This window comes from Chthoniobacter flavus Ellin428, from assembly GCF_000173075.1.
GTDB lineage: Bacteria > Verrucomicrobiota > Verrucomicrobiia > Chthoniobacterales > Chthoniobacteraceae > Chthoniobacter > Chthoniobacter flavus.
This window is the reverse complement of the sequence record NZ_ABVL01000021.1, coordinates 83820-109813: the sequence shown is the minus strand read 5'-3', so window position 1 is coordinate 109813 and position 25994 is coordinate 83820. Positions and strand designations below refer to the sequence as shown.

Genomic DNA, 25994 nt, shown 5'->3' with positions numbered 1-25994 from the left:
GAGCAGGGCGTTCTCCCGTTTGCGATAGGCGATCCCCGCCGCCTCCAACTGTCGAGCCAGCCAGTGCCGACCGTTGAGGCAAACATCCACCCGGAAAGGAAACCAGCTCTGGAGCCGCACATGCATGAAACCGAAAGTCGCGTGCGCGAAATAAAAGTAGAAATGCAGGCACTTGCGCACCTCCATGCGAAACTCAAAGCCGCTGGCCTCGCGCTGGCGCCGTAAAGCGTAAGCCTGGCAAGGTTCGACCGCTTTGAAGATCCCAATGAGCCCTTCCTGGATCCCATCCCGGGCGGCAAGCTCTCGGGCCGCCTGCTCTTTGCTGCGCGCGCTGGAGGGCAGATAAATCAGCGGCCGGGCCAGCTCGGCCGCCAAAGCCTCCGCCGAGGCCTTGACCTTCGCCGTCAGCTTCTCCACCAAGCCTGCATAGTCGCGATAGCGCAAATGCTGCGCACACAGATAGGCTTCCATGACCGTCGGACAATAAAGCTCCCGCAGCGTCCCGCGCAGACGCAAGCGGTCAAACCCGTGTAAAATCCCGCTCACTTTGCTCCCCAGCTGCGATAGAAAACTGGCGGAGGCGTTGGTCGATGAAGTGGTTGTTCTCATAAACTCCATCCGATTCGGCTAACGCTTCCGCGTCTATCCAGTTCCCCCCGAACCAACACCCCTTTGGTTGCGGCTCCGCCGCGCTGTGTCTCTGCGTTTAAAATTCTCCGTCAACTGAGCGCCGCCCACAGGGAGCGCATCTCGGTTTCGATGTCTTTTTCGGTGGGCTCGCGCAGGGTGCTGGCGATCTGGTCGCGCACGGCGTCGCGGTAGCGCTCGCGGAGGCGGCTCACAGCTTTGCGCACGGCTTCCTGCGACATACCCAGATGCTTCGCGATGGCGTCGTAACTAATGCCCGGATCACGCTCCTGTTCGAGAAATGGTTCGAGCACCTTGAAAACCGCGGCGCGGCCGGCGGCGGCTTCCTTTTCGGCGATTTGCTTTTTCGCCACTTTCAACAAGGACAGCGCCCATGAGCGAGCGTAGAGCTGCTCCGGGGTGACGCGATCGGCGGGCTCGAGTTTGTAGCGGCGTTCGCCGTCGTCGAATTCCTCGTCGAGCGATTCCACCCGGCGGCCACCGCCACGCTTCTGCGCGCCAGCGTGCACCCGTTCGCGAGTGATGTAGCGGGTAAACGCCGTGAGGAGAAAAGTGCGGAGTTTGCCGAGCGTGCGATCGGCGGAGGAAAACAAATCCTTTTCCAACAAATAGGAGAAGAAGCCCTGCGCGAGATCCTGGGCATCGTGTGCGGAATGGCCTTGTTTGCGGGCGAAAGCGTAGAGCGGGTACCAGTAAGTGCGGCAGAGCGTTTCCAGCGCATTGGAAGCTTCCCGCGTATTTTCCTGTTCGCGTGCCTTGAGGACGAGCGTCCAGCGAGTCGGTTCAAAACGCATGTCCCGTGTGGCGGGACTCGAACGCGAAGGGCGGGGAGCAGGGTCGTTCATGCCGGAGCGAGAATAGGGGAAAAACACCCACCCGTCCATGTCGGAACTGACCTGCCGCAGTTGATAGTTGATAGTTGATAGTTGATAGCCGCCGAGGGTTTGCAGGGCCTGCTCCGATCGGAGAGCTTGGGCGCGTGCCCTATGAAGAGGGCGTCCGCGCCACGCGCTTGCGCCATTGGATGTTGGATGTTCCTATCCCATGCTCTATCCTAACACGCCATGATCGGCTCCTCCCACCGTCTCGCACTTCCGGTGGGGCATCGTTTTGCGGAGTTCCGCGTGGTGAAGGTGCTGGGGCAGGGCGGGTTCGGCATTACCTATCTCGCGCAGGACACGCTGTTGAATATCGAGGTGGCGATCAAGGAGTTGCTGCCACGCGATTTTGCCACGCGCGTGGAGGGTGTGACGGTCATGCCCAAACGGCCGGAGGACGCGGAGAGCTTTGCCTGGGCGAAGCAGCGTTTCATCAACGAAGCGCGTATTCTCGCCGGCCTGCGGCATGAGAACATCGTGCACGTCTATCGTTTCCTGGAATGCCACGGCACCGCTTACATGGTCATGGAATTCGTGCACGGTCAGAATCTGCTCGAGTGGATGCGCAAACATCGCAAGCCGTCCGAGCAGGCGTTACGCGGCATTCTCTTTCCGCTGCTCGAGGGGCTGGACTGCGTGCACCGCAATCATGTGCTGCACCGTGACATCAGTCCGGAGAACATTCTCGTCACTGCGGAGGGACGGCCGATGCTGCTCGATTTCGGCGCGGCGCGCACGACGGTGGACAAGAACAAGACGAGCACCGGCGTGGTGCGGGCGGGCTATTCGCCGATCGAGCAATACCAGACCGATTCGCCGCAGGGACCTTACACGGATATCTATGCGCTCGCGGGTGTGATGGCCCATGCGATTACCGGAGAGGTCCCGTCGCTGTCCATGGATCGCTGCGCCAGCGTCGATCGCTTTCCGGCGTTGGCGCAACGTTACCACGGAAAATACAGCGATCTATTTTTGCGCGCGCTGGATGCCGGCTTTCATGTCAATCCCAACGACCGTCCGCGCAGCGTGATGCAATGGCGGCACATGCTCGCGGGAGATTTGACGAAGGGCAAATCGGTGCACGCCCCGCCGCTCGTGGTCGAGAAAGTGGAGAGACCGGAGCGTCGTGACTCGAAACGGGTGACGCCGCCAAATCCCGAACCGGCGAAACGCAAGGGTGTGCTGGTGCTCGCCGGGGCGGCGCTGCTGGCTTTGGTTGCGGGTGGCGGGATTCTGCATTTCGTCACCGGCAGCGAAACGAAGACGAAGGACGTGGTGACCACCCCCGGAGCACCAATCGAATCCCCGGCCGGCGGGTGGCAGGGCGGAGATTACGTCAATTCGCTCGCGATGAAGTTTGTCCCGGTAGCCGGGACGAAGGTGATGTTCTGCGTTCATCAGACGCGCCATGTGGATTACGCCGCCTATGCGCACGGGCACCCCGGGGTAGCATCAGATTGGGAGACGGCCGAGACGACCAACAAGGTGCCGGTAGGTCGCGAGCCGACGCATCCCGTGGTGATGGTCAGCTGGAATGAAGCCAACGCCTTTTGCCAATGGCTCTCCGAGACCGAGAGCAAAAGGAGCGGAAAGACGATCACTTATCGACTGCCGACCTGGGCCGAATGGCGCACCGCGCGCGGGGATGACAAATATCCGTGGGGCGACGAGAGCGTGCCGCCGCAGGGCGCGGGCAATTACGCCGACCTCACCGCGCGAAAACGTTTCGGCGCCAATTTCGCCATCGTGGCGAACTATGATGATGGCTTTGCCACGACTTCGCCAGTGGGCACGTTCCGGGCGAATAAAGCGGGCCTCTTTGATTTCGGCAGCAATGTGCAGGAATGGAGCGCGGACCAGGATCTCGGCAGCGGCGAAATGCTGGTGATGGGCGCGAGTTGGAGAGACGCCGCGGGCGATGCCCTCGCGTGCCGCGACAAGCCGCAATATCACGAGAGCGCGGATAGCCGGCGGCCGTTCATCGGGTTCCGCTGCGTGCTGGTGCCGCCGGGGAGGTAGGTTTTCTTAGTTCTTCGCATTCGCCGCCGCGAGCTTCTCCAAAATGTACCCCTGCGGCCAGGCGTAGAGGGCGCGGCGGGCGAAGTAGATGGCGTCTTTTCTTTCGAAGTGCATCTCGTCGGCGAAGGTCTTGAGAATCTGTGCGCCGGCCATGAGTTGATCGTGATTGAAGACCTTGCCCACCCGCGCCACTTCGTTCTCTGCTTTCTGCCGGTTTTCCTTGCGGACGCCGCTCAGGTCCGGCTGGAGAAGTCCCGCGGGATCGGTGGTCGCCTTGCCGTAATATTTCGCGATGTCCTCGACGCTGATTTTCACCCACGCGCTTTCGCGCCCTTTTTTATCCGGGCCGATTTCCTCCGGGTGAAGCAACGTGGCCATGGCCCACGGCGTGCCGCCGGCGAGATAAACGCGCCGCAAATTTTGCATCCCCGGAAAATCCCGCACCGCGCTCTGCACCGCCGGCAGGACCAATTCCTTGCGCAGCGGATCGGCCACCACCATGAATTGCGAGCCATCTTTGCGCCCCTTGTTGATCTCCTGCGCGTAAGTCTTTGTCCCCCACGGGATCGAGTAAGTGCTGAACGTCGCCTCGGGTTTGGCCTTCTCGACGTACGCGCCTTTCGAATTGCCGCTACCGATATCGAGCACGACCACCTGGCTGAAGCGGCGCGGCGGCACGATGCCGCGAAAGACGAGCGTCGCCTCCTTGGTGGCGTCGATGTATTCGACGGTCGTTCCTTCGAGGAAAGTCTTTCCCGCGATCGCGCTCTTCACGTCCGCCGGAATGCCGCTGCTGCCCACGAGATAGAAGTGATTCTCCGGCACCTTGAATTCGTCCACCATCTGGCGGTGCATCTGCGCCACCGCCCCGCCCACGCGCGCCGCCGCTTCCGCGGTGAATGCATTCTTATCGAGCGGCTCGTACTGCTTGAGCATTTTGATCGGCGGATTTTCCGGATCGGCATTCTCCGCCACGGTCTGCACGACCACGCCTTTCACGCCGCTCGCCCCGATCTCGACCACCGCGTAGATGTCATTGCCCGATCCTGCGGCGATCGTCGTGGTGAAGCCAAACAGCGGACAGAAAAGCGCGACGATCGCGAAGAGGAAAAGTGCCTTCATAAGCGGCGATGAGGAGCTTCGCTGATAGCTCCAGCTTCATGGCCTTGGCAAGGTAATCCCGCGTCCTCCCACGATTCGCCGCGAAGGGGCGAAACTCCCGCTGATGAAGGATTCCGGCGCCGCCTCCGGGGGCGCATCCGTGTTGGGGGAGGTGTTCCGGGGTGTCGCTCGCAAGCTCGCTGTACCCCCGGCTAAATTCCTTTGTCCCTCCGGGACAACCTTCCACTACACCGCAGCGACTTCGTCGCCGTCAGGAAAGGTGTGGGTAAAGATCCACTCTGTGGGGCGGCGCTACGCGACGCAGGGCGACTGGAAAGTCGCCCCTCCCAGGGGGCAAACAATCTGCAAAAATTTCCCCGATCGGCGTCACAAACGGACCGGGGTTCGTAATAGCAGGGCATAAATACGCAACTCCCCAACACCCCAATGATCCTCGGTAACTACCTAACTAGCTCACCTGCGGATGCTTGCATCGCACCCCGTGTTCCCGCGGCCAGCCCGCGACTGGCCAACAAACAAATTGACCTCTCTTTGCGTGAAAATCAGAATCGATTAACAGAACTAATCTGGTTGCCTATGAGAGATTTCTCCTCACTGCAGAATGTTCGTGAAGTGGCGGCCCGTGGATTGGCAGCAGCGCGTGGCTGGCTTCGGGTGGCGATGCTGGTGGCGGGTTCCCAAGTCTTCGCGCAATCCGCGCTCAAAACCATCGACGTCGTCCAGCCCTACAACGGCACGAGTGTGAAGATCGACTTCGCCCTGCCGGCGCCGGATCGCGTTTCGTCGCTCGACGTGACGGCCAATGGAACACCCGTCGAAAAAGACAAAGTCAAGTTCACCCCGGCGGACAAGCTGCCCAACTATCACTGCGCCGTGCTCGTGCTCGTCGACAAGACGCTCGGCAACAACAAGGACACCAACGAAAAGGCGCGCGAGAAATTGTGGAAAACGATCCGCGACACGATGAGCAAAGTTTCCGCCGTGGCCGAGACCGCACCGTATCAAGTCGGTGTGGCGACGTTCTCCGCGGGGAACATCGACCTCATGGCACCGATGGGCAGCAAGAAGAGCATCGTTGATTCGGCCATCGAGAAGGTGACGTTCAACGGCGTCTCCCCGGAGTTGTATCTCGGAGCGAAGCGGGCGATCGAGTGGTTCAGCGGCACGCCGGCGGATCGCAAATACATCGTGCTGATCTCCGACGGCATTTCCAATGACAAGGTCGTCTCGCAGCAGGATGTCGTGCAGGCCGCGCTCAAAGCGAAGGTGCACATCTGCACCATCGGATTTCCGAAATCGACCGAGGCGCGCGCCGATGTGCAGAAGCTCGACCCACTCGCGGACGAACCGGCGGCTATCCCTTGCGCGCCGATGGCAGCGATCCCAAGCTGCCCGAGGACGCGGAGAGCAATCTGCTGAAGTTCATGAGCGCCGGCGGCCAGGCGGAGATCCAGTTGAGCGCGCCAAAGGGCACCGTGAACCTCGAGGGCAAGGTGCAGACGGAATTTGGCAAGCTCTACACGTTCACCCAGAGCTTCGAGTCCAACGGCGTGCCGGAAGCGCCGCAGCCGGTCGTACGTAGCGAGCCGGTCGCGCCTGCCGTGGTTTCTCCGGAATCCAGTTGGGCGCTCTTCGTGGCCAGGCTGCGCGTGCACTACGCGCTGGCCATCGCCGGCGGGGCGGTGCTGCTCGTCGCCTTCCTGCTCCTGCTCGTCGCGCTCATCCGCAGTTTCAAGAACCCGGAACCCGTGCTGGTCACCGAGCCATTCATTCCGATCGCGCCACTCGATACGCCGCCAGAGACACCGATTCCCGAGCCCGCGGTCCTCGCCTGGCTGGTCACGCTCGACGCCGACGAGACCCGCTATCCCATCACCAAGGCGGCCACTCGCATCGGCCGCAAGCAGGACAACGATATCGTGATGAAGAACAACAGCGTCTCCAGCCATCACGCGGAACTGATCAAGCGCGGCGACAAATTCATCATCGCCGACCTGGAAGCCTCCAATGGCGTCTTCATCGGCGGCAAGCGGGTGGACAAGGTGCCGCTCGCGGAAGGCGATGTCATCGAACTCGGCGAAGTGCGCCTGCGCTTCGTCCTCAACAACAACTCCGAAAGCTAAGCCCATGAAAATCCTCACCATCGGACGCAAGGGCACGGACATCGTGTTGGAAGACGCGGAAAAGCAAATCAGCCGCCTGCACGCCGAACTGACCATCACCGACAACGGCCGCTATTACCTCGTCGATTGCGGGAGCAGCAACGGCACCGCGATCAAACGCAACGGCGCCTGGAAGCCCGTGAAGCAGGAGTATGTCAGCGGGGACGATGAGGTTCGCTTCGGCGGTTACTTCTCCATTCAAGTCAGCGACCTCCTGCGGAAAGCCCAGGAGCCCGTTACGCGCTATTCCTAAATCACCACCACCTGCCATCATCGACCAACCCCGTTACCACCATGAGCGACAACGACGAAAAAACCCGCATCGTGCGGCCCCTGGAGCAACTCCAGAGAGCCGCCAACAGCGATAGCGACGACACCGACCCCACCCGCAAAGTCGAGCGTGACGACACCCTCTCCGGCGCCGGCGAGACCGTCAAACCGATCCGCTCTGGCGGCGAGGAGAAGACCGTCCTCTTCCGCCCATCGCCGAATCGCGGTGAAGGCACCCTGTTCAATCCCCTCGCGCCTCGCACCGAATCCGGCGGCGATAGCGATGACCCGGTCGTCGGCTGGCTCGTCATCGTCCGAGGCCCCGGCCGCGGCAATGCGGTGCGGCTCGGCTACGGCTGGAACAGCATCGGGCGCGACGCCAGCCAGCGCGCCTGCCTTGACTTTGGCGATTCGCAGATCTCGCGGCTCAATCACGCCAAGCTGCTCTACGATCCGCGCGGCCGGAAATTCACCCTCACCCTCGGCGAAGGGACCAACCCGACTTATCTGCGCGACGAGGCGCTCCTTGGGCCGACGCAATTGCAGAACGGCGATCGCATGCAAATGGGCGATACCGAGCTGCTCTTCGTGGCCTTGTGTGGTGAGACGTTCGATTGGCAGGACAATTCATGAGGCCCGAGATCGATTTTGCCGGGCGCCAGGTTCATGGCTCACGCGAAACGCAGGATGACTATTACGGCTTCTGTCCGCTCTCCGCGGACACCGACGGCCTCGATGGTCTCCTGCTCGTGCTGGCCGATGGCATGGGCGGTTACAAGGGCGGTGGAACGGCGAGCCGCATCGTCGTCGAGTCGTTCATCGAACATTTCTGTTTCAGCCGGGGGACGCTCCGCGAGCGGATGCTGGGCTCGTTGCACGCCAGCCGGCGCAGCCTGCTCGAGGAGATCGCGCGGCACGACGAGAGTTTCGGCCACATGGGCTCGACGCTCGTCGCCGTGGTTCGTAGCCCGCAGGGGCTGCATTGGGTGAGCGTCGGCGATTCCGGCCTGTATCTTTTCCGCGACGGTGTCGTGCAGCGGGTCAATGCCGACCACTCCATGGCTCCGCTCCTCGCCGACCAGGTGGCGCGCGGCGAGATGACCGCCGAGGAAGCGGCGCACCATCCCGACCGCCACGCGTTGCGCTCGGCCATCGCGGCCCGTCCGTTGTTTGAGTTTGAATTGCGCGATCAACCCTTCGAGTTGCAACGCGGCGATATCGTCTACGCGGCCACCGATGGCCTCGCCTCGCTCACCGACGAGGAGGTGGCCGAGCGTATGCAGACGAATGCCCGCGAATCCGCCGAGCATATCGCCACCGCGCTGCTCATCGCCATCAACGAACTCGGCCGCAAGAGACAGGACAACACCACCGTCGCCGTGATCCGCAACGAGTAAGCCACCAGCAAAAGTTCGTCACAACCTCCCGCCGTTTCTCAACAGCTCAGATATGAAACTTCCCACTTATCTGTTCGCGTTCCTTCTCCTCTGCTTCGCCCTGGCGCTGGCCGCACCGGCCACCGCCCAGGTGAGTAACGAAATGCAGGAATCCACGGTCCGCATTTTCTGCCCTGAGCCGGCGGAAAACAACCGCGTGGGCTTCGATGTCTTCCACATCAAGATGTCCAACGGCGAGACGGTCAACATGGTCGACTCCTCGTTCGGCACGGGCTTCGTCATCAACAAGGACGGCTACATCGTGACCAACAACCACGTGGTGGCGCCGGACGTGAAGCAGGAGGTTCCCGAGAAGCTGGTGATGGTCGTGCAGAAGGTCGGCAACCGCTACCTCATGCATAAGGCGAAAGTCGTCTGGCAATCGGCGAACCGCGACGTGGCGATCATCCAGTGCCCGCAGCTCAAGGCCACGCCTTTGCCGCTGCTCTTCGATGAGACGAAGTCGACCGCTTCCGAAGAAGTCTACAGCATGGGGTTCCCGGGCATCACCGATGTCGCCGTGGAGGACTTCAATCGCTCGGGAGAAATTCGCAAGGAGATCATCATGATCAAGGCGCAGCGGGTGGTGAATGACCTGACCCTGAAGCTGCGCCGGAAGCTGACCCAGAATGAGATCAACGCCGTCGTCGGTGAAGTCGCCGATCACCAGGGTCCCGTTTCCGCGGAACGCAACGAACTGCTTTCGGCGATCGATTCCTATCTCAAGCAGTCCGACGCCGCGGCCACTTCGTGGGACATCACCAATGTGGTCGAGCGCAAGGCGCTGTGGAAAAATTATTTCACCCCCACGGTGACCAAGGGCAACATCGAGCTGATCTCGAAACGGCACGGCATCCTCGGCGTGGGTTATCCTGATGTGCTCACCATCCAGCACAGTTGCGCGATCAAGCATGGCAACAGCGGCGGTCCGCTGCTCAATGCCGGTGGCCAGGTCCTCGGCGTGGTCGGCGACGGCATGAGCAAGGTGTCCAGCGGCGACAAGGAAATGATCGAGTGGGCCACGGCTGCGAACGAACTCAAGGGCTGGCTGGACGACAATCACGTGGGCTACGTCATCGGTCAGGAAACGCACAAGATCCTGCCGACGGCGGCGCTGCCGGTGAAGATCATCGTGGCCATCGCATTGGCCGTGGCCGTGGCGATCGTCGCCCTCATCCTCGGACTCATCAAATTCAACCAGAAGCCGACCTTCACCACGATCCTGCGCGACCCGCGCATGGCGAAAGTGCTCGGCACGACGCAGAGCAAGCTGCTCGATGTCGCCGATTCGTCCTCGCTGCGGACCTCGCCCGCGCCGTTGCCGGGGTTTGGCAAGTGGCAGTTGGTCGGTCGGACGCCGAAGGGCGACAGCGTGCGCATCGAGGTGACGGACATGATGTTTGCCAGCAATAACAACCGTCTCGTGCTCGGCCGCACCGCGGAGCTCTGTCACGTGGTGGTCAACGATGACAGCGTGTCCAAGCAACACGCGTCCATTCGCAAGGAGGGCGATCGGTTTCTCGTGGCGGATCGCAATTCGTCGAACCGCACCGCGGTCAATGGGCAGTTCAATACCAAGGCGTTCGATGAAGTGCCGTTGCGCGAAGGCGACACGCTGACCCTCGGCGAGGTGCGGCTGGATTTCAGCAAGCTATGAAGTTCGGCTGATCCAGCGAGGAGACCGACACGCCCATGCCGCCGCCCTCGTTTTCCCACAAGCCGCTGCCCGCGGGATACATCCTCGATGTCTATCAATTCGAGCGCGTCCTGGGGAGCCCGGGGACATTCGGCATCACCTACGCGGCGCGGAATGTGAAGAACGGGAAACGGCTGGCGATCAAGGAGCTGTTTCCCTCGGACTATGTGATCCGCGATGGCACTCATCGCGTCGTCGTGCAGACCAAGTCGGATGAACAGGTCCTCGTCGAAGCGGTCCGCATGTTTCGCCAGGAAGCCACGATCCTTTCCAAGGTGCAGCATGACAACGTCATCAAGGTCCTCGATTACCTCGAGGCCAACGGAACGGGTTACATGGTGATGAATTACGAGGACGGCTACGACCTGCAGATTCATCTCGATAAACAGAAACCCAATCGGCTGAACGAAAACGAACTGCGCCGCCTGCTCATGCCGTTGCTCGATGGCCTCGCGACGGTGCACCGGTTGAACTATCTCCACCGCGATATCAAACCCTCGAATATCTATCTCACCCGCGAACACATTCCGCTGCTCCTCGATTTCGGCGCCGCGCGGCAGATGATCGTGAGCCGCAGCCGGCCGGTGGAGCAGATCCTCACTCCGCCGTACGGACCGATCGAGCAGTACGGCAAGACCTCGCCGCAGGGACCTTACACCGATATCTATGCCATGGGCGTGGTGCTCTTCCGTGCGATGCTGGCCAACGAGCGTTTCCCTAATGCGCCGGATCGGATGACGCATGATCCCGTGGTGCCACTCACGCGACGGCTGAAAGGGCAGGAGTACTCAGCCGGGTTTCTCAGCGCGGTGGATTGGGCGTTGCGTTTCCGAGCGGAAGATCGGCCGCAGACGATTCATGCCTGGCGTGAAGCCATCGAGGCCAGCCAGCCGAAGCAACGCTCGCATTCGAAGCGGACGAGTTATCTGGAAAAGCTCGGGCGGCTGCGGACACGGAACCAGCACGCGTTTTGGAAACTGGTGGCGATCATCGCGGGCATTGTGTTTGGGATTATCGCGCTGGCGACGTTGATCACGTATCTGTTGATGGGGTGATGAGGAGATATGGACCGACGATGCGAACCAACGTTGAGATTGTGCCCCGCATGTAGCGACAGCGGGCCAAAAAAGCCTGTCATCCTGAGAGAAGTGTCCCGGGGGGCGAAGGCGGGCGGGACACGCAGTCGAAGGACCTCCAATATCCGTGGGTTTTCGCGCGGAGCCTCCTCAACTTGCGCGTCACTGCACGCCCATTTCCCCTTCGCCTGCGCCCGGGATATTGGAGGCCCTTCGACTCCAGTCAGTCGCTTAGGCTCCTTCCTTGCGCTCAGGATGACAGCTTTTTTCGGCGCTGGCGCTCCGTTCTGTGCGACTAACTGAATCGAAATCGCTTTAGCAGATGAACCGTGAATACTACGTTTACATCCTAACCGACAAGGGGCGCAAAACGCTCTACATCGGCGTGACGAATGACCTGCCTACGCGACTGTGGCAGCACCGAAATCCCGAGAAGGCTTCGTTCAGCCAGCGATATCATTGCATCGTCTTGGTGTACTACGAGCAGTTCCCCGATCCGCTTTCCGCTATTGCGCGAGAGAAGCAGCTCAAGGGTTGGCGACGGGAGAAGAAAAATGCGCTGATTGAAACGATGAATCCGCGCTGGGAGGAACTTTCGGCAGATTGGCCGTAATCGATACGAAAGATGCCGGAAGGATTCGTGTTCGGGCCGATCACGCTGACGACGGTGATCACGTATTTGTTGATGGTGATAGAGCATATGAACCAACGGTGCCGCCTTCGTCCAGATAGTGCTCCGCACGTAGCGGCAGCGGTCCAAAAACTGCCTGTCATCCTGAGCGAAGCGTCCCGTTGGGCGAAGGCGGGCGGGACGCGCAGTCGAAGGACCTCCAATATCCTTCTTCATCCGTATGTTTGCAGAAGACGTTTCTGCCAGGAGAGCCGTCACGGCTCCGCACGAAAACCCACGGAAGTTGGAGGTCCTTCGACTCCGCCCATGCTTCCCCGCTTCGCTCAGGATGACAGCGTTTTTTTTGGGCGCTCGCGCTATTTACGGAGCGGCTTCCCGTCGTTTGGCGTTTACCCATCAGCCGCAGGGTGCCACTGCCACTTTCACTCCCCCCAAAAAAACACAAACCGCCGGGCCCCTTGCGGAACCCGGCGGTCGTGAATATTTAGCTAACTAGTTTTCGAAGTCAGCAGGTCTAGCTAAGCGCGTGGCTTAGTAGTCCATGCCGCCCGGGCCGTGGCCGTGGGCGTCGCCGCCAGCCGGCTTTTCCTTCTCGGGGAGCTCGGTGATCACCGCTTCGGTGGTCAGGAGCAGGCCGGAGATGGAGGCCGCGTGCTGGAGCGCGCTGCGGGTCACCTTGGCGGGATCGACGACCCCGGCCTTGATCAGGTCGGTGTATTCGCCGGTCGCGACATTGTAACCTTCGTTGCCCTTGCGCTTCTTGACTTCGCTGACGATGAGGGCGCCTTCCTGGCCCGCGTTGTCGGCGAGCTGGCGGAGGGGCGCTTCGATCGCGCGCTTGATGATGGCGAGACCGATCGCTTCGTCACCTTCGAGCTTCACGGCTTCGAGGGCCTTCTGGGCGCGGATCAGAGCGACGCCGCCGCCGGGGACGATGCCTTCTTCCACGGCCGCACGGGTCGCGTGAAGGGCGTCTTCGACGCGGGCCTTCTTTTCCTTGAGCTCAGTCTCGGTCGCGGCGCCGACATTGATGACGGCCACGCCGCCGGCGAGCTTCGCGAGGCGCTCCTGGAGCTTCTCACGATCGTAGTCGCTGGTGGTCTCTTCGATCTGGCGGCGGATCTGGCCAACGCGGCCCTGGATGTCCGTGTTCTTGCCGCTGCCTTCGACGATGGTGGTGTTTTCCTTGTCGATGGTGATGCGCTTGGCCTTGCCGAGGTCTTCCAGCGTGATGTTCTCGAGCTTGATGCCGAGGTCTTCGCTGAGCAGACGGCCACCGGTGAGGATGGCGATGTCTTCGAGGATGGCCTTGCGGCGATCGCCGAAGCCCGGGGCCTTGACGGCGGCGACCTGGATGGTGCCGCGGAGCTTGTTCACGACGAGGGTCGCGAGCGCTTCGCCTTCCACGTCCTCAGCGATGATGAGGAGGGGCTTGCCGGTCTTGGCGGTCTTCTCGAGCACGGGGAGCAGGTCCTTGAGGGAGCTGATCTTCTTCTCGTGGATGAGGATGTAGGGATTGTCGAGGATCACTTCGAGCGACTCGGCGTTGGTCACGAAGTAGGGCGAGATGTAGCCCTTGTCGAACTGCATGCCTTCGACGACGTCGAGGGTGGTCTCGATCGACTTGGCTTCTTCGACGGTGATGGTGCCGTCCTTGCCGACCTTGTCCATCGCGTCAGCGATGATCTCGCCGATGGTGGTGTCCCAGTTGGCGGAGACGGTGGCGACCTGGGCGATCTCGGTGCGATCCTTGACCTTCTTGGAGATGCGGGAGATCTCGTTGACGAGGGCTTCGACGGCCTTGTTGATGCCGCGCTGGAGCGACATCGGGTTCGCGCCGGCGGTCACGTTCTTGAGGCCTTCCTTGTAGATGGCTTCAGCGAGCACGGTCGCGGTGGTGGTGCCGTCACCCGCCATGTCGCTGGTCTTGCTGGCGACTTCGCGGACGAGCTGGGCGCCCATGTTTTCATAGGGATCGTCGAGCTCGATTTCCTTGGCGACGGTCACGCCGTCCTTGGTGATGGTCGGGCTGCCGAATTTCTTGTCGAGGATGACGTTGCGTCCGGCTGGCCCGAGGGTCGCCTTGACCGCTTTCGCGAGTTTCTCGACACCGCGGAGAAGAGCCTGGCGAGCGGCTTCGTCGAATTGGAGTTGTTTAGCTGCCATGTGGAGTTAGTGGATAGTAGTTAGTTGATAGTGAATAGTGGCGGACCGCTTCGGGTCTTAATCGTTAATCTTATTCCTTAATCTTAATCTCTTTCCGAGGAGCGAGGATTAACGATTCAGGATTAAAGATTACGATTAAGAGTGGGAGAGCAGCACGCCGGTTTGGTTAGCCGATGATGCCGAGGATGTCGTCCTCACGCATGATGAGGTAGGACTCGCCTTCGAATTTGATTTCGGTGCCGCCGTACTTGGAGATGAGGACCTTGTCGCCCTTCTTCACCGAGAATTCGATCAGCTTGCCCGCTTCGTCGCGCTTGCCGGTGCCGAGGGCCACGACTTCGCCTTCCTGGGGCTTTTCCTTGTGGGCGTCGGGGATGATGATCCCGCCCTTTTTGGTTTCAACTGCCTCCAGCGGCTTCACGAGCACGCGGTCGGCGAGGGGTCGAACATTGACAGATGCCATGTTGGTTTTGGTTTGGTTGGTTGTTTTGGTTTTGGTTTTTAGCGAGCACCGAGGTCGGCGGGCTAGAGAATCCGCGGACCTCGGCGTTTTCGGTAAAGTTTAGGGGGCCGTGTCGGAAGGGCCGGTGGTGAGTTGAATGACTCGCGGGACGGCTATTTCGTAGGCGCCAGTTGCAGATTCCTGCGCGCCAGCGTCGAGCGCCAGAGGCGCGCTCGAACGCTGTTGCAAGGCCGTTTCGAGAGACTTCACCCGCGCCTCCAGCGCGGCGACGCGGTCTTCAGCAGACTGGGCGCGCGCGCCCAGAGACGAGGCGAGTAGGGCGATGGTGAGGCCGAGGAAGCGCATGGGAATCCGCGTTGGCGACTTACTTCTTCTTGTCTTCGTCCACGACTTCGAATTCGGCGTCGACGACGTCGCCATCCTGCTTCTTCTGGGCGCCGGCATCAGCCGATGCACCACCGGAAGCTTCGGGGCCGGGACCTGCGCCCGCGGCGCCACCTTGGGAGGCGGCGGCCTGCTTGTAGAGTTCCTCGCTCACGCTCTGGAACTTGTTCTGCAGGTCGTCGTAAGCAGCCTTGATCGCGTCGGTGTCGCTACCCTTGAGCGCTTCGCGCACGGCGGCGATTTTGCCTTCGATCTCGGTCTTCTTGTCGCCGGGCAATTTGTCGCCCAGGTCCTTGAGCTGCTTCTCGCACTGGTAGGCGAGGTTGTCGGCGTTGTTGCGGATCTCGATGGTCTCCTTGGCCTTCTTGTCTTCCTCGGCGTGGAGCTCGGCTTCCTTCTGCATCTTCTCGACTTCGTCCTTGCTCAGGCCGGAACTGCCGGTGATGGAGATCTTCTGCTCCTTGCCGGTGCCGAGGTCCTTGGCACTGACGTGCAGGATGCCGTTGGCGTCGATGTCGAAGGTCACTTCGATCTGCGGGGTGCCACGCGGGGCCGGCGGGATGCCGTCGAGGTGGAACGTGCCGAGATTCTTGTTGTCGCGGCTGAGCGGGCGCTCGCCTTGCAGCACCTTGATCTCCACGCCGGGCTGGTTGTCGCTGTAGGTGGAGAAGATCTGCGACTTGCGGGTCGGGATCGTGGTGTTGCGCGGGATCATGGGCGTGGCCACGCCGCCGGCCGTTTCGATGGCCAGGGTGAGCGGGGTGACGTCGAGCAGGAGCACGTCCTTGACGTCGCCCTTGAGCACGCCGCCCTGGATGGCCGCGCCGATGGCCACGACTTCATCCGGGTTCACGCCCTTGTGCGGCTCCTTGCCGACGAGCTTGCGCGCGGTCTCGATGACGCGCGGCATACGGGTCATACCACCGACGAGCACGAGCTCATCGATTTCCTTCTCGCTCAGGCCAGCGTCTTTCAAGCACGCCTTGACCGGGCCGATGGTGCGCTCGAAGAGCGGATCGGTGAGCTGCTCGAGCTTGGCCCGGGTGAGCTTCTTCTGGATGTGCTTCGGGCCGCTCTGGTCGGCGGTGACGAAGGGCAGGTTGATCTCGTATTCCTGCGAGCTGGAGAGGGCGATCTTGGCTTTCTCGGCTTCTTCCTTGATGCGCTGCACGGCGTCGGGCTGCTTGGTGAGGTCGATGCCGCTGTCGGTCTTGAATTCGCGGAAGATCCAGTCCATGACCGCGTTGTCCCAGTCGTCGCCACCGAGGTGGGTGTCGCCGTTGGTCGCCTTCACCTCGAAAACGCCGTCGCCGATCTCGAGGACCGAGATATCGAAGGTGCCGCCGCCGAGGTCATACACGGCGATCTTTTCGTCGGACTTCTTGTCGAGGCCGTAGGCCAGCGAAGCCGCGGTGGGCTCGTTGACGATGCGGAGCACTTCGAGGCCCGCGATCTTGCCGGCGTCCTTGGTCGCGGTGCGCTGCGAGTCGTTGAAGTAAGCGGGGACGGTGATGACCGCCTGGGTGATCTTTTCACCGAGCTTGGATTCGGCGTCGGCCTTCAGCTTGGCCAGGATCATCGCGGAGATTTCCGGCGGGCTGTAGGTCTTGGTCTCGCCGTTGACGGTAATGGAGATGTGCGCGTCGCCATTGGAAGCCTTGACGAGCTTGTAAGGAACGCGATGGAGCTCGTCCTGGACCTCGTCGAACTTGCGGCCCATGAAGCGCTTCACGGAGAAAATGGTGTTTTGCGGATTGGTCACCGCCTGCCGCTTCGCGGCCTGGCCGACGAGGCGTTCGCCCGTCTTGCTGAAAGCGACTACGCTGGGCGTGGTGCGTGCGCCTTCGGAGTTTTCGAGCACCACCGGCTCGCCGCCTTCCATGACGGACATGCAGGAATTGGTCGTGCCGAGGTCAATACCGAGTATTTTAGCCATTGGTTTTAGGGTCTTTCTTGAAAAAATTGGAGATCACCCGCCCTTCAGCACGGAGTGCGCCGGGGATGGGTGCGCGTTGTAAGTGGCTATTTTGTGGATGGTTACGATTGGCACTCCCATGTGCACAGGTGTGCCAAAAACCGGGTCATGTCCCACTTTTGGCCCGTACAGTGTGACACAGAGGCACAGAGGGGCGCCTTCGGCGCAAACATCCAACACCCAACGTCCAATTGCCCCCACGGCACCGCGGGCGTCTCGCAAAGCCTCGGCTTCCAATGGGCGCAAGCGCACGTGCGACAGCTCCATAGGATGTTGGATGTTGGATGTTCACCCTTTAAACGCACATGGGCCGGACGATCGCTTGTCCGGCCCATGGCAAATGAGACTGTGGCTATCCGGTCCGCTTAGAACTTGATCTCGCCGGTGAGCGAGACGTTCTGCGAAGACGCGTGGGCCTGGAAGAAGTGCGCTTCCCAGTCGACCACGATCGCCGCGCGGTCGCCGATGCCGAAGGCGACGCCGGCGCCGACGCTCATGTAATCGTTGCCCGCTGCGCTGGTGCTGCCGGTGGCGTTGAAGCTGCCGAAGCGGCTCACGCTGGCGCCATCGACCAGATAGTACGGCGAGTTCTGCAGCCCGACGGTCACGTCCTTGGTCGTGTTGAGATAATCATGCACCCAGCTCGCCCGTACCTGCGGGGTCACGCTGCCGAAGCCGGTGTGGAAGGGCATCGAGAGCTGCCAGCCGAATTCGGAGGTCAGCGAATCCGCATGCTGCTTGGGAACGGTCAGGTCGGCGTTGCCGCCCTGCTGTTCGTTGTAACCATCGATGTCCGCATGGACCCAATTGAGGCTGGCCAGCGGGCCGGTGACGAAGCGGCCGACCGGGATGTTGTAGCCGGTATTGAACTGGAGGCTGTTGGTCAGGCTGTCCGGTCGAGCCGTGGCGCCCTGGCCGAGGAAACCGGTGTTGCGGTTGATCTGGTTATTGTAAGTGCCCAGCGCGTAGAGCAGGTCGGCGTAGAAGTGGTTCGCCGCATATGAGATATACGCGTCGTAGCTCCAGCCTTCGATGTCCGATGTGCCGAGGGCACCGAGGTCATTGTCCGCTTCCACGCGGGTCGCCGCCACGCCGATGGTCAGGTGCGGCGTGAGCTTGTATTCCCCGCCGATGGTCGCCGTGAAGAGATCGGTCTGGAACCCGGCGGTGAGGTTGACGTTGTTCTGGTCGCGATACCCATAATTGCCCGTGGCGAAGAAGGCCCAGCGCTTCTCTTCCGGCACGATCTCCTTCTTGCATTCCTTGCAGGCCTTGCCGTCCCCGCTCGGGCCGGCGGCGCCGGTCACTTCATCGATCTCCGAGCGCAGGCGGAAGAGGCGGGCGTTGACGTCGCGGTTGGCATTGAAGGCCACGTTGAAGAGGAGTTGCCGCTGGGCGAGCACCACCGGCAAACCGCTGTTGTAGACGGAATTGATGGCCTCCACGTCCGCCAGCCTGAACTTCAGCTTGAGATTGCTGATCGCCAGGCCGCTGTCGACGACGCTGTCGATCGTGTCCGAAGCAGAGAAACTCAGGGTATTGACGCCCTCGCTCAAGCCACCGATGTTCCCGCTAAAATGGTTCACGCTGGAGGAGCGGAAGAAACCGAACGCACCGGGTGTGTTGTTGTTCCCAGTCATCCGCAGTTCGTCGACGACGAGCGTTCTTCCGTTAACCGCAGCGCGGACGTAATCGAAGGGAGCCCCGGGGGCCTCATTGGAGAGCGCCTGCCAATCGAAGCTGATATTCACTTTGCCGATCAATTGCAGCCGTCCGGTGTGGAAGGCCGGCAGCGAGGAAGGAAGAGAGAACTTTTGGCTGAGTTGCGACGTCACCAAGTTGATGGTCTGAAAATCAGGAGGAAAATTGCCGCTCCGAATGATGACGGCGCCGTTTTGCAAACCGACGACGCCCGCGGCGGTGAAGGGACCGAGCGGCGCCTGATTGTAGCCAAAAGCCATTTTGGTGTTGGAACCGTTGACGGTCCAGCCGGTGAGGCCATCGGCAAAGTTGGGATTGACGACTTGGGCTTTCGCCGAAGTGGCCGAAAGGGCGGCGGCCACGGCGAGCGCCAACAAAGCGGATTTGGATTTGGGTGTTTTCACTTTCATATTCTCCTTGGGTTGGGTTTTTAGGGGGCCTGCGTTGCGCTGAAATACGGACGCAACGTACCTTCGCTGTGAGTGAACGGAGCGAGGTTGTGGTAAACACAACCCGCGTTGTCAACGTTTTTTTGGCCCGCGATCGACGCTGGCGGGCCACGAAACGACTCCGCCGCGGAGGATCATGCGCCAGGCATGCGCCCAAAGAACCCTGGAAATTTCGATGGTCGAGCGGCCGCCCCCCGCGCGCGCTACCGGCCTTTGCGCGGGTTGTTCATCGAGAGGATGCTCGTGCCGCGCATGATATTGCCGCTGCCGCCGGTGATGATGCGCCGCACCGGCAAACCGCTCTCGGGATCGTGGGTGAGCGCCGGGTCGCTCATCTTTTGCACGTACTCAAAGCGCTTGGGTTTTTGACCCTTTTTCTGGGGGATGGTTTCGTAGACGTAGGTAGCCATGGGGGAATTGAGGGATGAAAATGGGAAATTGAAAATTGAAAATTGCAGCGAGCAGAACTTCTCTAAATCAGCCGATCGAAAAATCCCCGCTTCAACCCCGCGACGGAGAGCTCCATTTGCCGGCGCATCCACGGCTCGGCGCAGAGGAGAGGAAGGGCGAGGTCGCGGCCCCAGCCGAGCAGGCGGCTGTCGGATTGGAAGAAGGGACTGAGCATTTGCGAGAGGAGGGCGAGATAGCGCGAGTGCGCGCGGCGCTCGAGCGCGTAACGGGGCAGGGCTTCGTCCAATGGGCCTTGGGCCAAAAGCCGCGCGAGACATTCGGCATCGAGCAGCGCGAGATTCGCGCCCTGGCCGAGGTGCGGGCTCATGGCGTGCGCGGCGTCGCCGGTCAGCACGACGCGGCGGGAATGCACGCGGCGCGGCAAGGCGTGGAGATAGCCGGCGAAGGAGAGTTGCTCGAAACTGCCGAGCTCATCGACGACCGGCAAAGCGCGCGGACACAACGCGGCTACTTCTTCGCGAAAGCTCGCGTAGCCACGCTGGCGAAGCGGGTCGAGTGCATCGCACCGCAGGCCCCAGAAGAAGGCGACGCGCCCTTCGCCGATCGGCAGGAGGCCGAGCAATTGCCGCGCACTGCGGGCAACCTGGTGCAAGGCATCGTGCGGGGAATCGAGACGGCCGCTGCCCCACAAGGCGCCGTGGATGTACTCGCGCCGGCCGTTCGCCGAAGGATTCAACCAGGTGCGCAACCACGAGCGGGAGCCATCGGAGCCGACGATCAGATCGAAGGGGCCGAATTCACGGCCCGCAACATCGCGCACTCGCACATCGGTTTCCGTTTCAACCACGCCGGCGATTTCCGCGGCGAGGGTGATCGTGACTCCCGCCGCCGCCGCGGCCTCGTGCAACACGGAAAAGAGCACGCCACGCTGGACGCCATAAGCGCACATGCCGCGCGCCAGACGGCCATATCGCAGATCGGTAAGTTGCCTGCCCGTCTCGGTGAACGCCTCCAGTCGCTCAATGCGCGCGCTGCGTCGCGCCACCGTTTCGAAGAGCCCGAGTTGCGCGAGGATCTGCTGTCCCGACGGTTGCAGAAGAAATCCCGCACCGACCGGTCCGACCTTCGGCGCGCGCTCCAGCAAAGTGACCTGATGCCCGTCGCGCGCCAGCATCACCGCCAGCGCGCCCCCGGCCACGCCAAAGCCACAGATGCCGATGCGCAGGGGTTCAGTCACCGCAGTAGCCTTGTCGCGAGCAGGGTGCAATGTCCATCGCGGACTGATGTGGTATGAATTCCCTCATGGATGACTCATTTTTTGGGGGCGGCCCGGAGAGTCGTGGATTTCCGCCAACGTGTCCTTTTCCTCCGCTCGAAGGCCTGGCGTACCTCCGTCCTTTTTGTCTACTTTTTCAATTAGGTACGCGGAACGTCCCCCCGAGTTTTCGGGGGACCGCACCCAGCCTATTCTTCGCTAAGGTACGTTTCCTCCCCCGCATTTACATGCGATCCTGGCCGGCAATTTCCCGGCAGCAACCCCACCTCTTCCCATGACCCCTCCACTACTTTCACCCGGGCTCGTGAATCGCCGCCACTTCCTGCGTAATGTGGGAGCGTGTCTCGCCCTGCCGTTCCTGGAAAGCCTCGCCCGCGGGCGCAATGCACCGCCGCAAATCCAGCGCCTCGTCTGCGTGGCCAATCCCTTCGGCATGATCCACGACGCCTTCTTCCCCACCGAGGTCGGCCTCGCGACCACCCTGCCGGAAAATCTCCAATCCCTGGATGGCTTGCGCGGCAAGTTCACCGTCTTTTCCAATCTCGACCACGGCTTCGGCGGCGGCCACGGAGCGACCCACGCCTTCCTCTCCGGTGTCCGCTCGAGCGAGGCGGCGAGCATGCCGAATGGCAACATCACCCTCGACCAATTTTGCGGCGAACGTTGCGCCGGCCAGACCCGCTTTCCGGTGCTGAACACCTCCGCCGGCAGCAACGACGGCGGCGGCGTGGAACTCTCGTGGACCCGCTCCGGGGTGATGGTCCCCTCCATCCAGAAAGTCACCCGGGTCTTCGAAATGCTGTTCGTTGACGACCCCGCGGCGCAGGCCGGCGAACGCGCGGCGCGCTACGATGAGCAGGGCTCGATTCTCGATGCGGTCAACGAACAGGCCAAGGCGATGAACCGCCGGCTAAGCACGCGCGACCAGGAAAAGCTCGACCAGTATTTCACCTCCGTGCGTCAGGTCGAAAAATCGCTACAGGATGAAAAAGCGTGGCTCTCCCGTCCGCGCCCGAAGGTGGATATGAAGGAGCCGCGCAACGGCACCGTCACGCAACAGGTCCCGATTCTCTTCGAGCTGATCGCGCTCGCGCTACAGACCGATTCGACGCGCGTCGCCACGCTGGAAGTTCCCGGCGCATTCGATTGCGCCGGTGTCGGCCTCACCGAGAAGAGCTACCATGGCTACTCGCATCACGGCAAAGACCCGACGCTCATGGCCGGCCTGCGCAAGGTGGAGCGCTACCAGATCGAACACCTCGCGCAATTCGTGAAGAAACTCGGCGAACTCGAACTGCTCGACAGCACGCAAATCCTTTTCGGCAGCGGCATGAGCGACGGCAGCGCCCATACCAACAAAAATCTCCCGGTCATTCTCGCGGGCGGCGGCTACGCTCACCAGACGCACCTCGCCATGCCCGGCGAGACCGGGAAAAAAGTGCCGCTCTGCAATCTTTACCTCACCATGGCGCAACGCTTTGGCATCGAGACGGCCTCCTTCGGGACCAGCAAGGGGACGATCAACGGTTTGACCTGATATGGCCGTCCGTGGGCGTCGAGCCCTCCTCGCAGCTCTGCATTTTGCCGCCTTCGCGGCCGTGGCTTCCGCCTCCGCGGCGGAAGTGAAAGATTTCGTGTCGGATCATTGTCTCGATTGCCACGACAACGCCACGCACAAGGGCAAGTTCTCGCTCGAAGGGTTGAGCGACCAGATCGATGACGGCAATGCGAAGCAGTGGCTGAAAGTGCTCGAGCAGATCGAGCGGCGCAACATGCCGCCCGCGGATGAAGACCAGCCCACGCCAGCCGAGCGCCACGCCGCGGAGCTCACGCTGGAGGCGAAGCTCGTCGCCCAGGCCAGCCCGCACACCGAGCGTCGAGCCACGATGCTGCGTCGGCTCAATCGTGTGGAATATCGCGACACCATTCGCGATCTGCTCCAGCTCAATCTCGGCAGCTTCGATCCTACCCGCGAATTTCCCGACGACAACCGCGTGCACGGCTTCCCAAGCGACGGTGAGAAACTCGTCACCTCCAGCTTCCTGCTCCGGCAATATCTCGAAGCGACGGACCAGATCGTGGCGCGCGCGGTGCACTTCGAGCCGAAGCCGGCGGTGCAGCGTTGGGATCTAAAGCCTCCGTTCGACCGCACCACGCTCGGATTCAACTACTCCGAGACGGCTTATTTTCGGACGGTCGCAAAGCAGCCGCAGCCTTACCAGACCATCTACGAAGCGGCCAGCGGATCGCCGAAGGGCGGCTATCATCCGCTGGACGATCTGCGGGCCGGCGTACCAGCGAGCGGCTGGTATCACATTCGCATCCGCGCGGAAGCGAAGTTTCGCCACGCGGATTTCGACCTGAAGAAATTCCACTTCCCGCCGGGGAACGATCCCACCGAACCCATCCGTCTCTCGCTCTTCACCGGCACGCTGGAGGGCATCGATCCCGAGAACAAGGAGATCGTGAATTACGCGGCCACGCATCAGCAGCTCGGCGAACGCCAGTTGGCCACGTGGGATCTGCCCGACGATGGCGCGACGTGGCTCGACTGCCGGGTGTGGCTCGATCGCGGCTACTTCCCGCGGCTCGCTTATCCGAACGGGCCCACAGACGCGAACAATCGTCTCCACCACTATTTCGTCGAGAACCGTTACACACTGCTGAATAAGGAACAGCTCGCGCGCTACGAGCAGGATGCGTTGCGCGGCGACAATTACAACGCGCCGATGTGGTTCGAATCGCCGCGCATTCTCGTCTCGCAGGTCGAGGTCGAGGGTCCGCTCAACGAAGCGTGGCCGCCGGCGAGCCATCGCCTGATCTTCGGCGACAAGCCTTACCAGAGTTCCGCTGCGGATGAAGTCTTGCACGGCTTCGCCACGCGCGCCTGGCGCCGACCGGTGGAAGCGAATGAAGTGCGTCCCATCGTTACGCTCGTGCGTGCTGCCGAGAAAGCCGGGCAGAAGCCGGAGGTGGCGATTCAACAAGGTCTCAAGGCGATCCTCTGTGCGCCCGAGTTCCTTTATCGCGAGGAGAAAAGCGAGACGCTCAACGATTATGAAATCGCCTCGCGGCTTTCCTATTTCCTCTGGTCTTCGATGCCCGATGAACGCCTGCTCCGTCGCGCCGCCGCCGGTGAATTGCATCGCCCCAAAGTGCTCCGCGAAGAAGCCGGGCGGCTGTTGTCGGACCCGCGCGCCGATGCGTTCATCGATGAATTCCTCAACGGCTGGCTGGCCATGCGCAAGCTCGGCACCATGGCCCCGGATGTGAACAAATTCGCCGAGTATTATCGCGACGATCTCGAGGCGGCCATGCGCACCGAGACGCGCCTGTATTTCCGGCAATTGCTGCACACGAATGGATCGATCGATCTCTTCCTCGATTCCGACTACAGCTTCATCAATCGCAAGCTCGCCAGGCTTTACGGCATCGACCCGAAAGTCGTGGAAGCCGCCGTGGGGCAACCGGTGGAGGGGCTGACCGCGCAGGATCTCGTGCCGGATTCCGAAGGCCACGCACCCTCGCTCGGCTTTGCCCGGGTGAAGTTGCCGGATCGGCGCCGCGGCGGTCTGCTCGGGCAGGCCAGCATCCTCACGCTGACCGCCAATGGCGTGGATACCTCGCCGGTCATTCGCGGCGTGTGGATTTTGGAAAACATTCTCGGTGAGCCGCCTGCACCGCCACCACCCGATGTGCCGGTGATCGAGCCGGATATCCGCGGAGCGAAGACCATCCGCGACCAGTTGGAGAAGCATCGCGCGAATGCCACCTGCCGCAGTTGCCATCACCTCATCGACCCGCCGGGCTTTGCCCTGGAGACGTTCGACGCCATCGGCCGTTGGCGCGGCCATTACGTCAAGGCCAACGCGGCTGTGCCGGTGGATTCCAGCGGCCAGCTCGGCGCCACGGAATTCAAGGACGTGAGCGGCTTCAAAACGGCGCTCTTGCAGGATCACGATCAATTCGCGCGTTGCCTCGTGGAGAAGTTGCTCATCCACGCGCTGGGGCGGGAGCTCGACGTGACCGATCGCCCGGCCATTCGCCACATCCTCGAAACCGCCGCGCCGGATGGTTACCGCCTGCGCGATCTCATTCTGCTCTGCACGGAAAGCGATATCTTCCGTCGCAAATGAAGACGACGCTCGCGGCCCTCGTGGTCACATTGGCGATGTTCGGCGGTGCTTTCGCGCAGGAGAATCTCACATCCGCGCAGGCGGAAAAGCTGGTGACGGGAAAGAAAGGAACGCTGGCATTGAACCAGTTGAAATCCCTTTCGCCGGAGGTGGCCGCCGTGCTTGCCCGCTACGATGGAGAGCTGTCGCTCGATGGACTCGAAACACTTTCGCCGGAAGCTGCCGCGGCGCTGGCACGCCACAAGGCATCGGCCCGCTTTGGCGTCGCCGACATTTTACTCGACGGTCTTCTGCAAATCGCACCGGACACCGCGGCCGCGCTCGCCACGCACCAGGGAGCGATCACCCTCAAATCCTTGCGCACGCTCGACTCTTTGCCACTCGCCCAAAAGCTGGCGCGGCAATGGGGCGAATTGCAACTCAATGGCCTCACGACGCTCACGCCGGAAATTGCGGCCGTCCTCGCCACCAATGAGGGCGTGTTGGTGGACCGCACCCGGCCCGGAGTGGAACAGCGGCGCGCCGATCATGCGGCTTCAGTATTGCGCTTCGACAACCTCACCACCCTCGCCCCCGCGACGGCCGCAGCACTGGCCAAACAGAAAGGCGTGCTCGTGCTCAATGGGCTCACCGCTCTCGCGCCTGACACCGCAGCGGCTCTCGTAAAACACGAAGGCACAATTGTGTTGAACGGTCTCACGACCTTGCCCGCCGACACGGCCAAAGCGCTCGCTCCTTGTCCGAGCGCCTTGGTCCTAAAAGGTCTGATCTCCCTCTCTGCCGAATCACGCGCCGCTTTACGCGGACATCCTGACATCCGCCTTCCGGAAGCGTTTCAGAAATAGCGATCGATCAGCGCTTGCATTGTGGAGTGCGGCACTGCTGCGCCGCTTTGGAATCTGCTCCCTCCCCGCGGTCATTCTGAGCGGAGTGCCCGAGGCGAACGTGGGGGGCACGCAGTCGAAGAACCCCGTCGAACAACCAGCGAGATGCCCATGGGACTGGCCGCAAACCCGGCCGAATAACCAGCGAGCATCGCTCGTAAAGCGACGGGGTTCTTCGACTACGCGCCCGCCCGCCTTCGCCCTCGGGCGC

Annotated in this window: 21 protein-coding genes and 1 pseudogene; 12 read left to right on the top strand and 10 right to left on the bottom strand. The window is 61.8% G+C overall.

Annotated features, from left to right (window positions below; genetic code table 11):
• Both CFE428DRAFT_RS25275 and CFE428DRAFT_RS25270 read right to left on the bottom strand, forming a co-directional pair.
• Positions 1-609, bottom strand: a pseudogene (locus CFE428DRAFT_RS25275) (hypothetical protein); the annotation flags it as partial.
• 110 nt (positions 610-719) lie between these two features.
• Positions 720-1442 carry an RNA polymerase sigma factor gene (locus tag CFE428DRAFT_RS25270; RefSeq protein WP_006982523.1) on the bottom strand — a complete coding sequence of 241 codons (723 nt, stop codon included), beginning with the start codon at positions 1440-1442 and terminating at the stop codon, positions 720-722.
• A gap of 270 nt (positions 1443-1712) precedes the next feature.
• On the opposite strand from CFE428DRAFT_RS25270, the gene CFE428DRAFT_RS34470 reads away from it, so the two are divergent.
• Entirely contained in the window at positions 1713-3545 is a 1833-nt protein-coding gene (locus tag CFE428DRAFT_RS34470) for a bifunctional serine/threonine-protein kinase/formylglycine-generating enzyme family protein (RefSeq protein ID WP_006982522.1), read from the top strand.
• Between the two features lie 6 nt (positions 3546-3551).
• Here CFE428DRAFT_RS34470 and CFE428DRAFT_RS25260 read toward each other — a convergent pair whose 3' ends face one another.
• On the bottom strand, positions 3552-4667 hold the full coding sequence (locus CFE428DRAFT_RS25260; protein WP_006982521.1) for a hypothetical protein: 1116 nt from the start codon (positions 4665-4667) through the stop codon (positions 3552-3554).
• Between the two features lie 576 nt (positions 4668-5243).
• Between CFE428DRAFT_RS25260 and CFE428DRAFT_RS25255 the strand changes: the two genes are divergently transcribed.
• From CFE428DRAFT_RS25255 to CFE428DRAFT_RS25220, 8 genes are all read left to right on the top strand, one after another.
• The gene (locus tag CFE428DRAFT_RS25255) at positions 5244-6086 is read left to right on the top strand and encodes a vWA domain-containing protein (protein WP_157447629.1); all 843 of its coding nucleotides are present in this window, start codon (positions 5244-5246) and stop codon (positions 6084-6086) included.
• The gene (locus CFE428DRAFT_RS34465) at positions 6029-6790 is read left to right on the top strand and encodes an FHA domain-containing protein (protein ID WP_006982519.1); all 762 of its coding nucleotides are present in this window, start codon (positions 6029-6031) and stop codon (positions 6788-6790) included. The genes CFE428DRAFT_RS25255 and CFE428DRAFT_RS34465 overlap by 58 nt, the downstream gene beginning before the upstream one ends.
• 4 nt (positions 6791-6794) lie before the next feature.
• Complete coding sequence (locus tag CFE428DRAFT_RS25245) at positions 6795-7082, top strand: FHA domain-containing protein (protein ID WP_006982518.1); 288 nt, start codon at positions 6795-6797, stop codon at positions 7080-7082.
• 41 nt (positions 7083-7123) lie between these two features.
• Complete coding sequence (locus CFE428DRAFT_RS36160; protein WP_006982517.1) at positions 7124-7732, top strand: FHA domain-containing protein; 609 nt, start codon at positions 7124-7126, stop codon at positions 7730-7732.
• Complete coding sequence (locus CFE428DRAFT_RS25235) at positions 7729-8496, top strand: PP2C family protein-serine/threonine phosphatase (RefSeq protein ID WP_006982516.1); 768 nt, start codon at positions 7729-7731, stop codon at positions 8494-8496. The genes CFE428DRAFT_RS36160 and CFE428DRAFT_RS25235 overlap by 4 nt, the downstream gene beginning before the upstream one ends.
• Before the next feature lie 52 nt (positions 8497-8548).
• Positions 8549-10192, top strand: coding sequence for a trypsin-like peptidase domain-containing protein (locus tag CFE428DRAFT_RS34460; RefSeq protein WP_006982515.1), 1644 nt, complete (start codon positions 8549-8551; stop codon positions 10190-10192).
• Positions 10193-10227: 35 nt separating this feature from the next.
• Complete coding sequence (locus tag CFE428DRAFT_RS25225) at positions 10228-11286, top strand: serine/threonine protein kinase (protein WP_006982514.1); 1059 nt, start codon at positions 10228-10230, stop codon at positions 11284-11286.
• Between the two features lie 343 nt (positions 11287-11629).
• Positions 11630-11920 (top strand): GIY-YIG nuclease family protein, encoded by a 291-nt coding sequence (locus CFE428DRAFT_RS25220; protein ID WP_006982513.1) that lies wholly within the window; start codon positions 11630-11632, stop codon positions 11918-11920.
• Between the two features lie 549 nt (positions 11921-12469).
• Here CFE428DRAFT_RS25220 and groL read toward each other — a convergent pair.
• The 7 genes from groL to CFE428DRAFT_RS25185 form a co-directional block, all read right to left on the bottom strand.
• Positions 12470-14104, bottom strand: a complete 1635-nt coding sequence (groL, locus tag CFE428DRAFT_RS25215) for a chaperonin GroEL (RefSeq protein ID WP_006982512.1) — start codon at positions 14102-14104, stop codon at positions 12470-12472.
• Between the two features lie 166 nt (positions 14105-14270).
• Positions 14271-14567, bottom strand: coding sequence for a co-chaperone GroES (locus tag CFE428DRAFT_RS25210; RefSeq protein WP_006982511.1), 297 nt, complete (start codon positions 14565-14567; stop codon positions 14271-14273).
• Positions 14568-14666: 99 nt separating this feature from the next.
• A complete protein-coding gene (locus CFE428DRAFT_RS25205) occupies positions 14667-14912 on the bottom strand; it encodes a hypothetical protein (protein ID WP_006982510.1) in 246 nt (81 codons plus the stop codon).
• 19 nt (positions 14913-14931) lie between these two features.
• Positions 14932-16887 (bottom strand): molecular chaperone DnaK, encoded by a 1956-nt coding sequence (dnaK, locus tag CFE428DRAFT_RS25200; RefSeq protein ID WP_006982509.1) that lies wholly within the window; start codon positions 16885-16887, stop codon positions 14932-14934.
• Positions 16888-17291: 404 nt separating this feature from the next.
• Positions 17292-19031 carry an autotransporter outer membrane beta-barrel domain-containing protein gene (locus tag CFE428DRAFT_RS25195; RefSeq protein WP_157447628.1) on the bottom strand — a complete coding sequence of 580 codons (1740 nt, stop codon included), beginning with the start codon at positions 19029-19031 and terminating at the stop codon, positions 17292-17294.
• A gap of 248 nt (positions 19032-19279) precedes the next feature.
• On the bottom strand, positions 19280-19486 hold the full coding sequence (locus CFE428DRAFT_RS25190; protein ID WP_006982506.1) for an FmdB family zinc ribbon protein: 207 nt from the start codon (positions 19484-19486) through the stop codon (positions 19280-19282).
• A 62-nt stretch (positions 19487-19548) separates the two neighbouring features.
• Positions 19549-20724 (bottom strand): FAD-dependent oxidoreductase, encoded by a 1176-nt coding sequence (locus tag CFE428DRAFT_RS25185; RefSeq protein WP_006982505.1) that lies wholly within the window; start codon positions 20722-20724, stop codon positions 19549-19551.
• A gap of 313 nt (positions 20725-21037) precedes the next feature.
• On the opposite strand from CFE428DRAFT_RS25185, the gene CFE428DRAFT_RS25180 reads away from it, so the two are divergent.
• From CFE428DRAFT_RS25180 to CFE428DRAFT_RS25170, 3 genes are all read left to right on the top strand, one after another.
• Entirely contained in the window at positions 21038-22300 is a 1263-nt protein-coding gene (locus tag CFE428DRAFT_RS25180; protein ID WP_006982504.1) for a DUF1552 domain-containing protein, read from the top strand.
• A gap of 61 nt (positions 22301-22361) precedes the next feature.
• Complete coding sequence (locus CFE428DRAFT_RS25175; protein ID WP_202797498.1) at positions 22362-24899, top strand: DUF1592 domain-containing protein; 2538 nt, start codon at positions 22362-22364, stop codon at positions 24897-24899.
• A complete protein-coding gene (locus CFE428DRAFT_RS25170; RefSeq protein WP_006982502.1) occupies positions 24896-25744 on the top strand; it encodes a hypothetical protein in 849 nt (282 codons plus the stop codon). Before CFE428DRAFT_RS25175 ends, CFE428DRAFT_RS25170 begins: the two co-directional genes overlap by 4 nt.
• Positions 25745-25994: the final 250 nt, after the last annotated feature.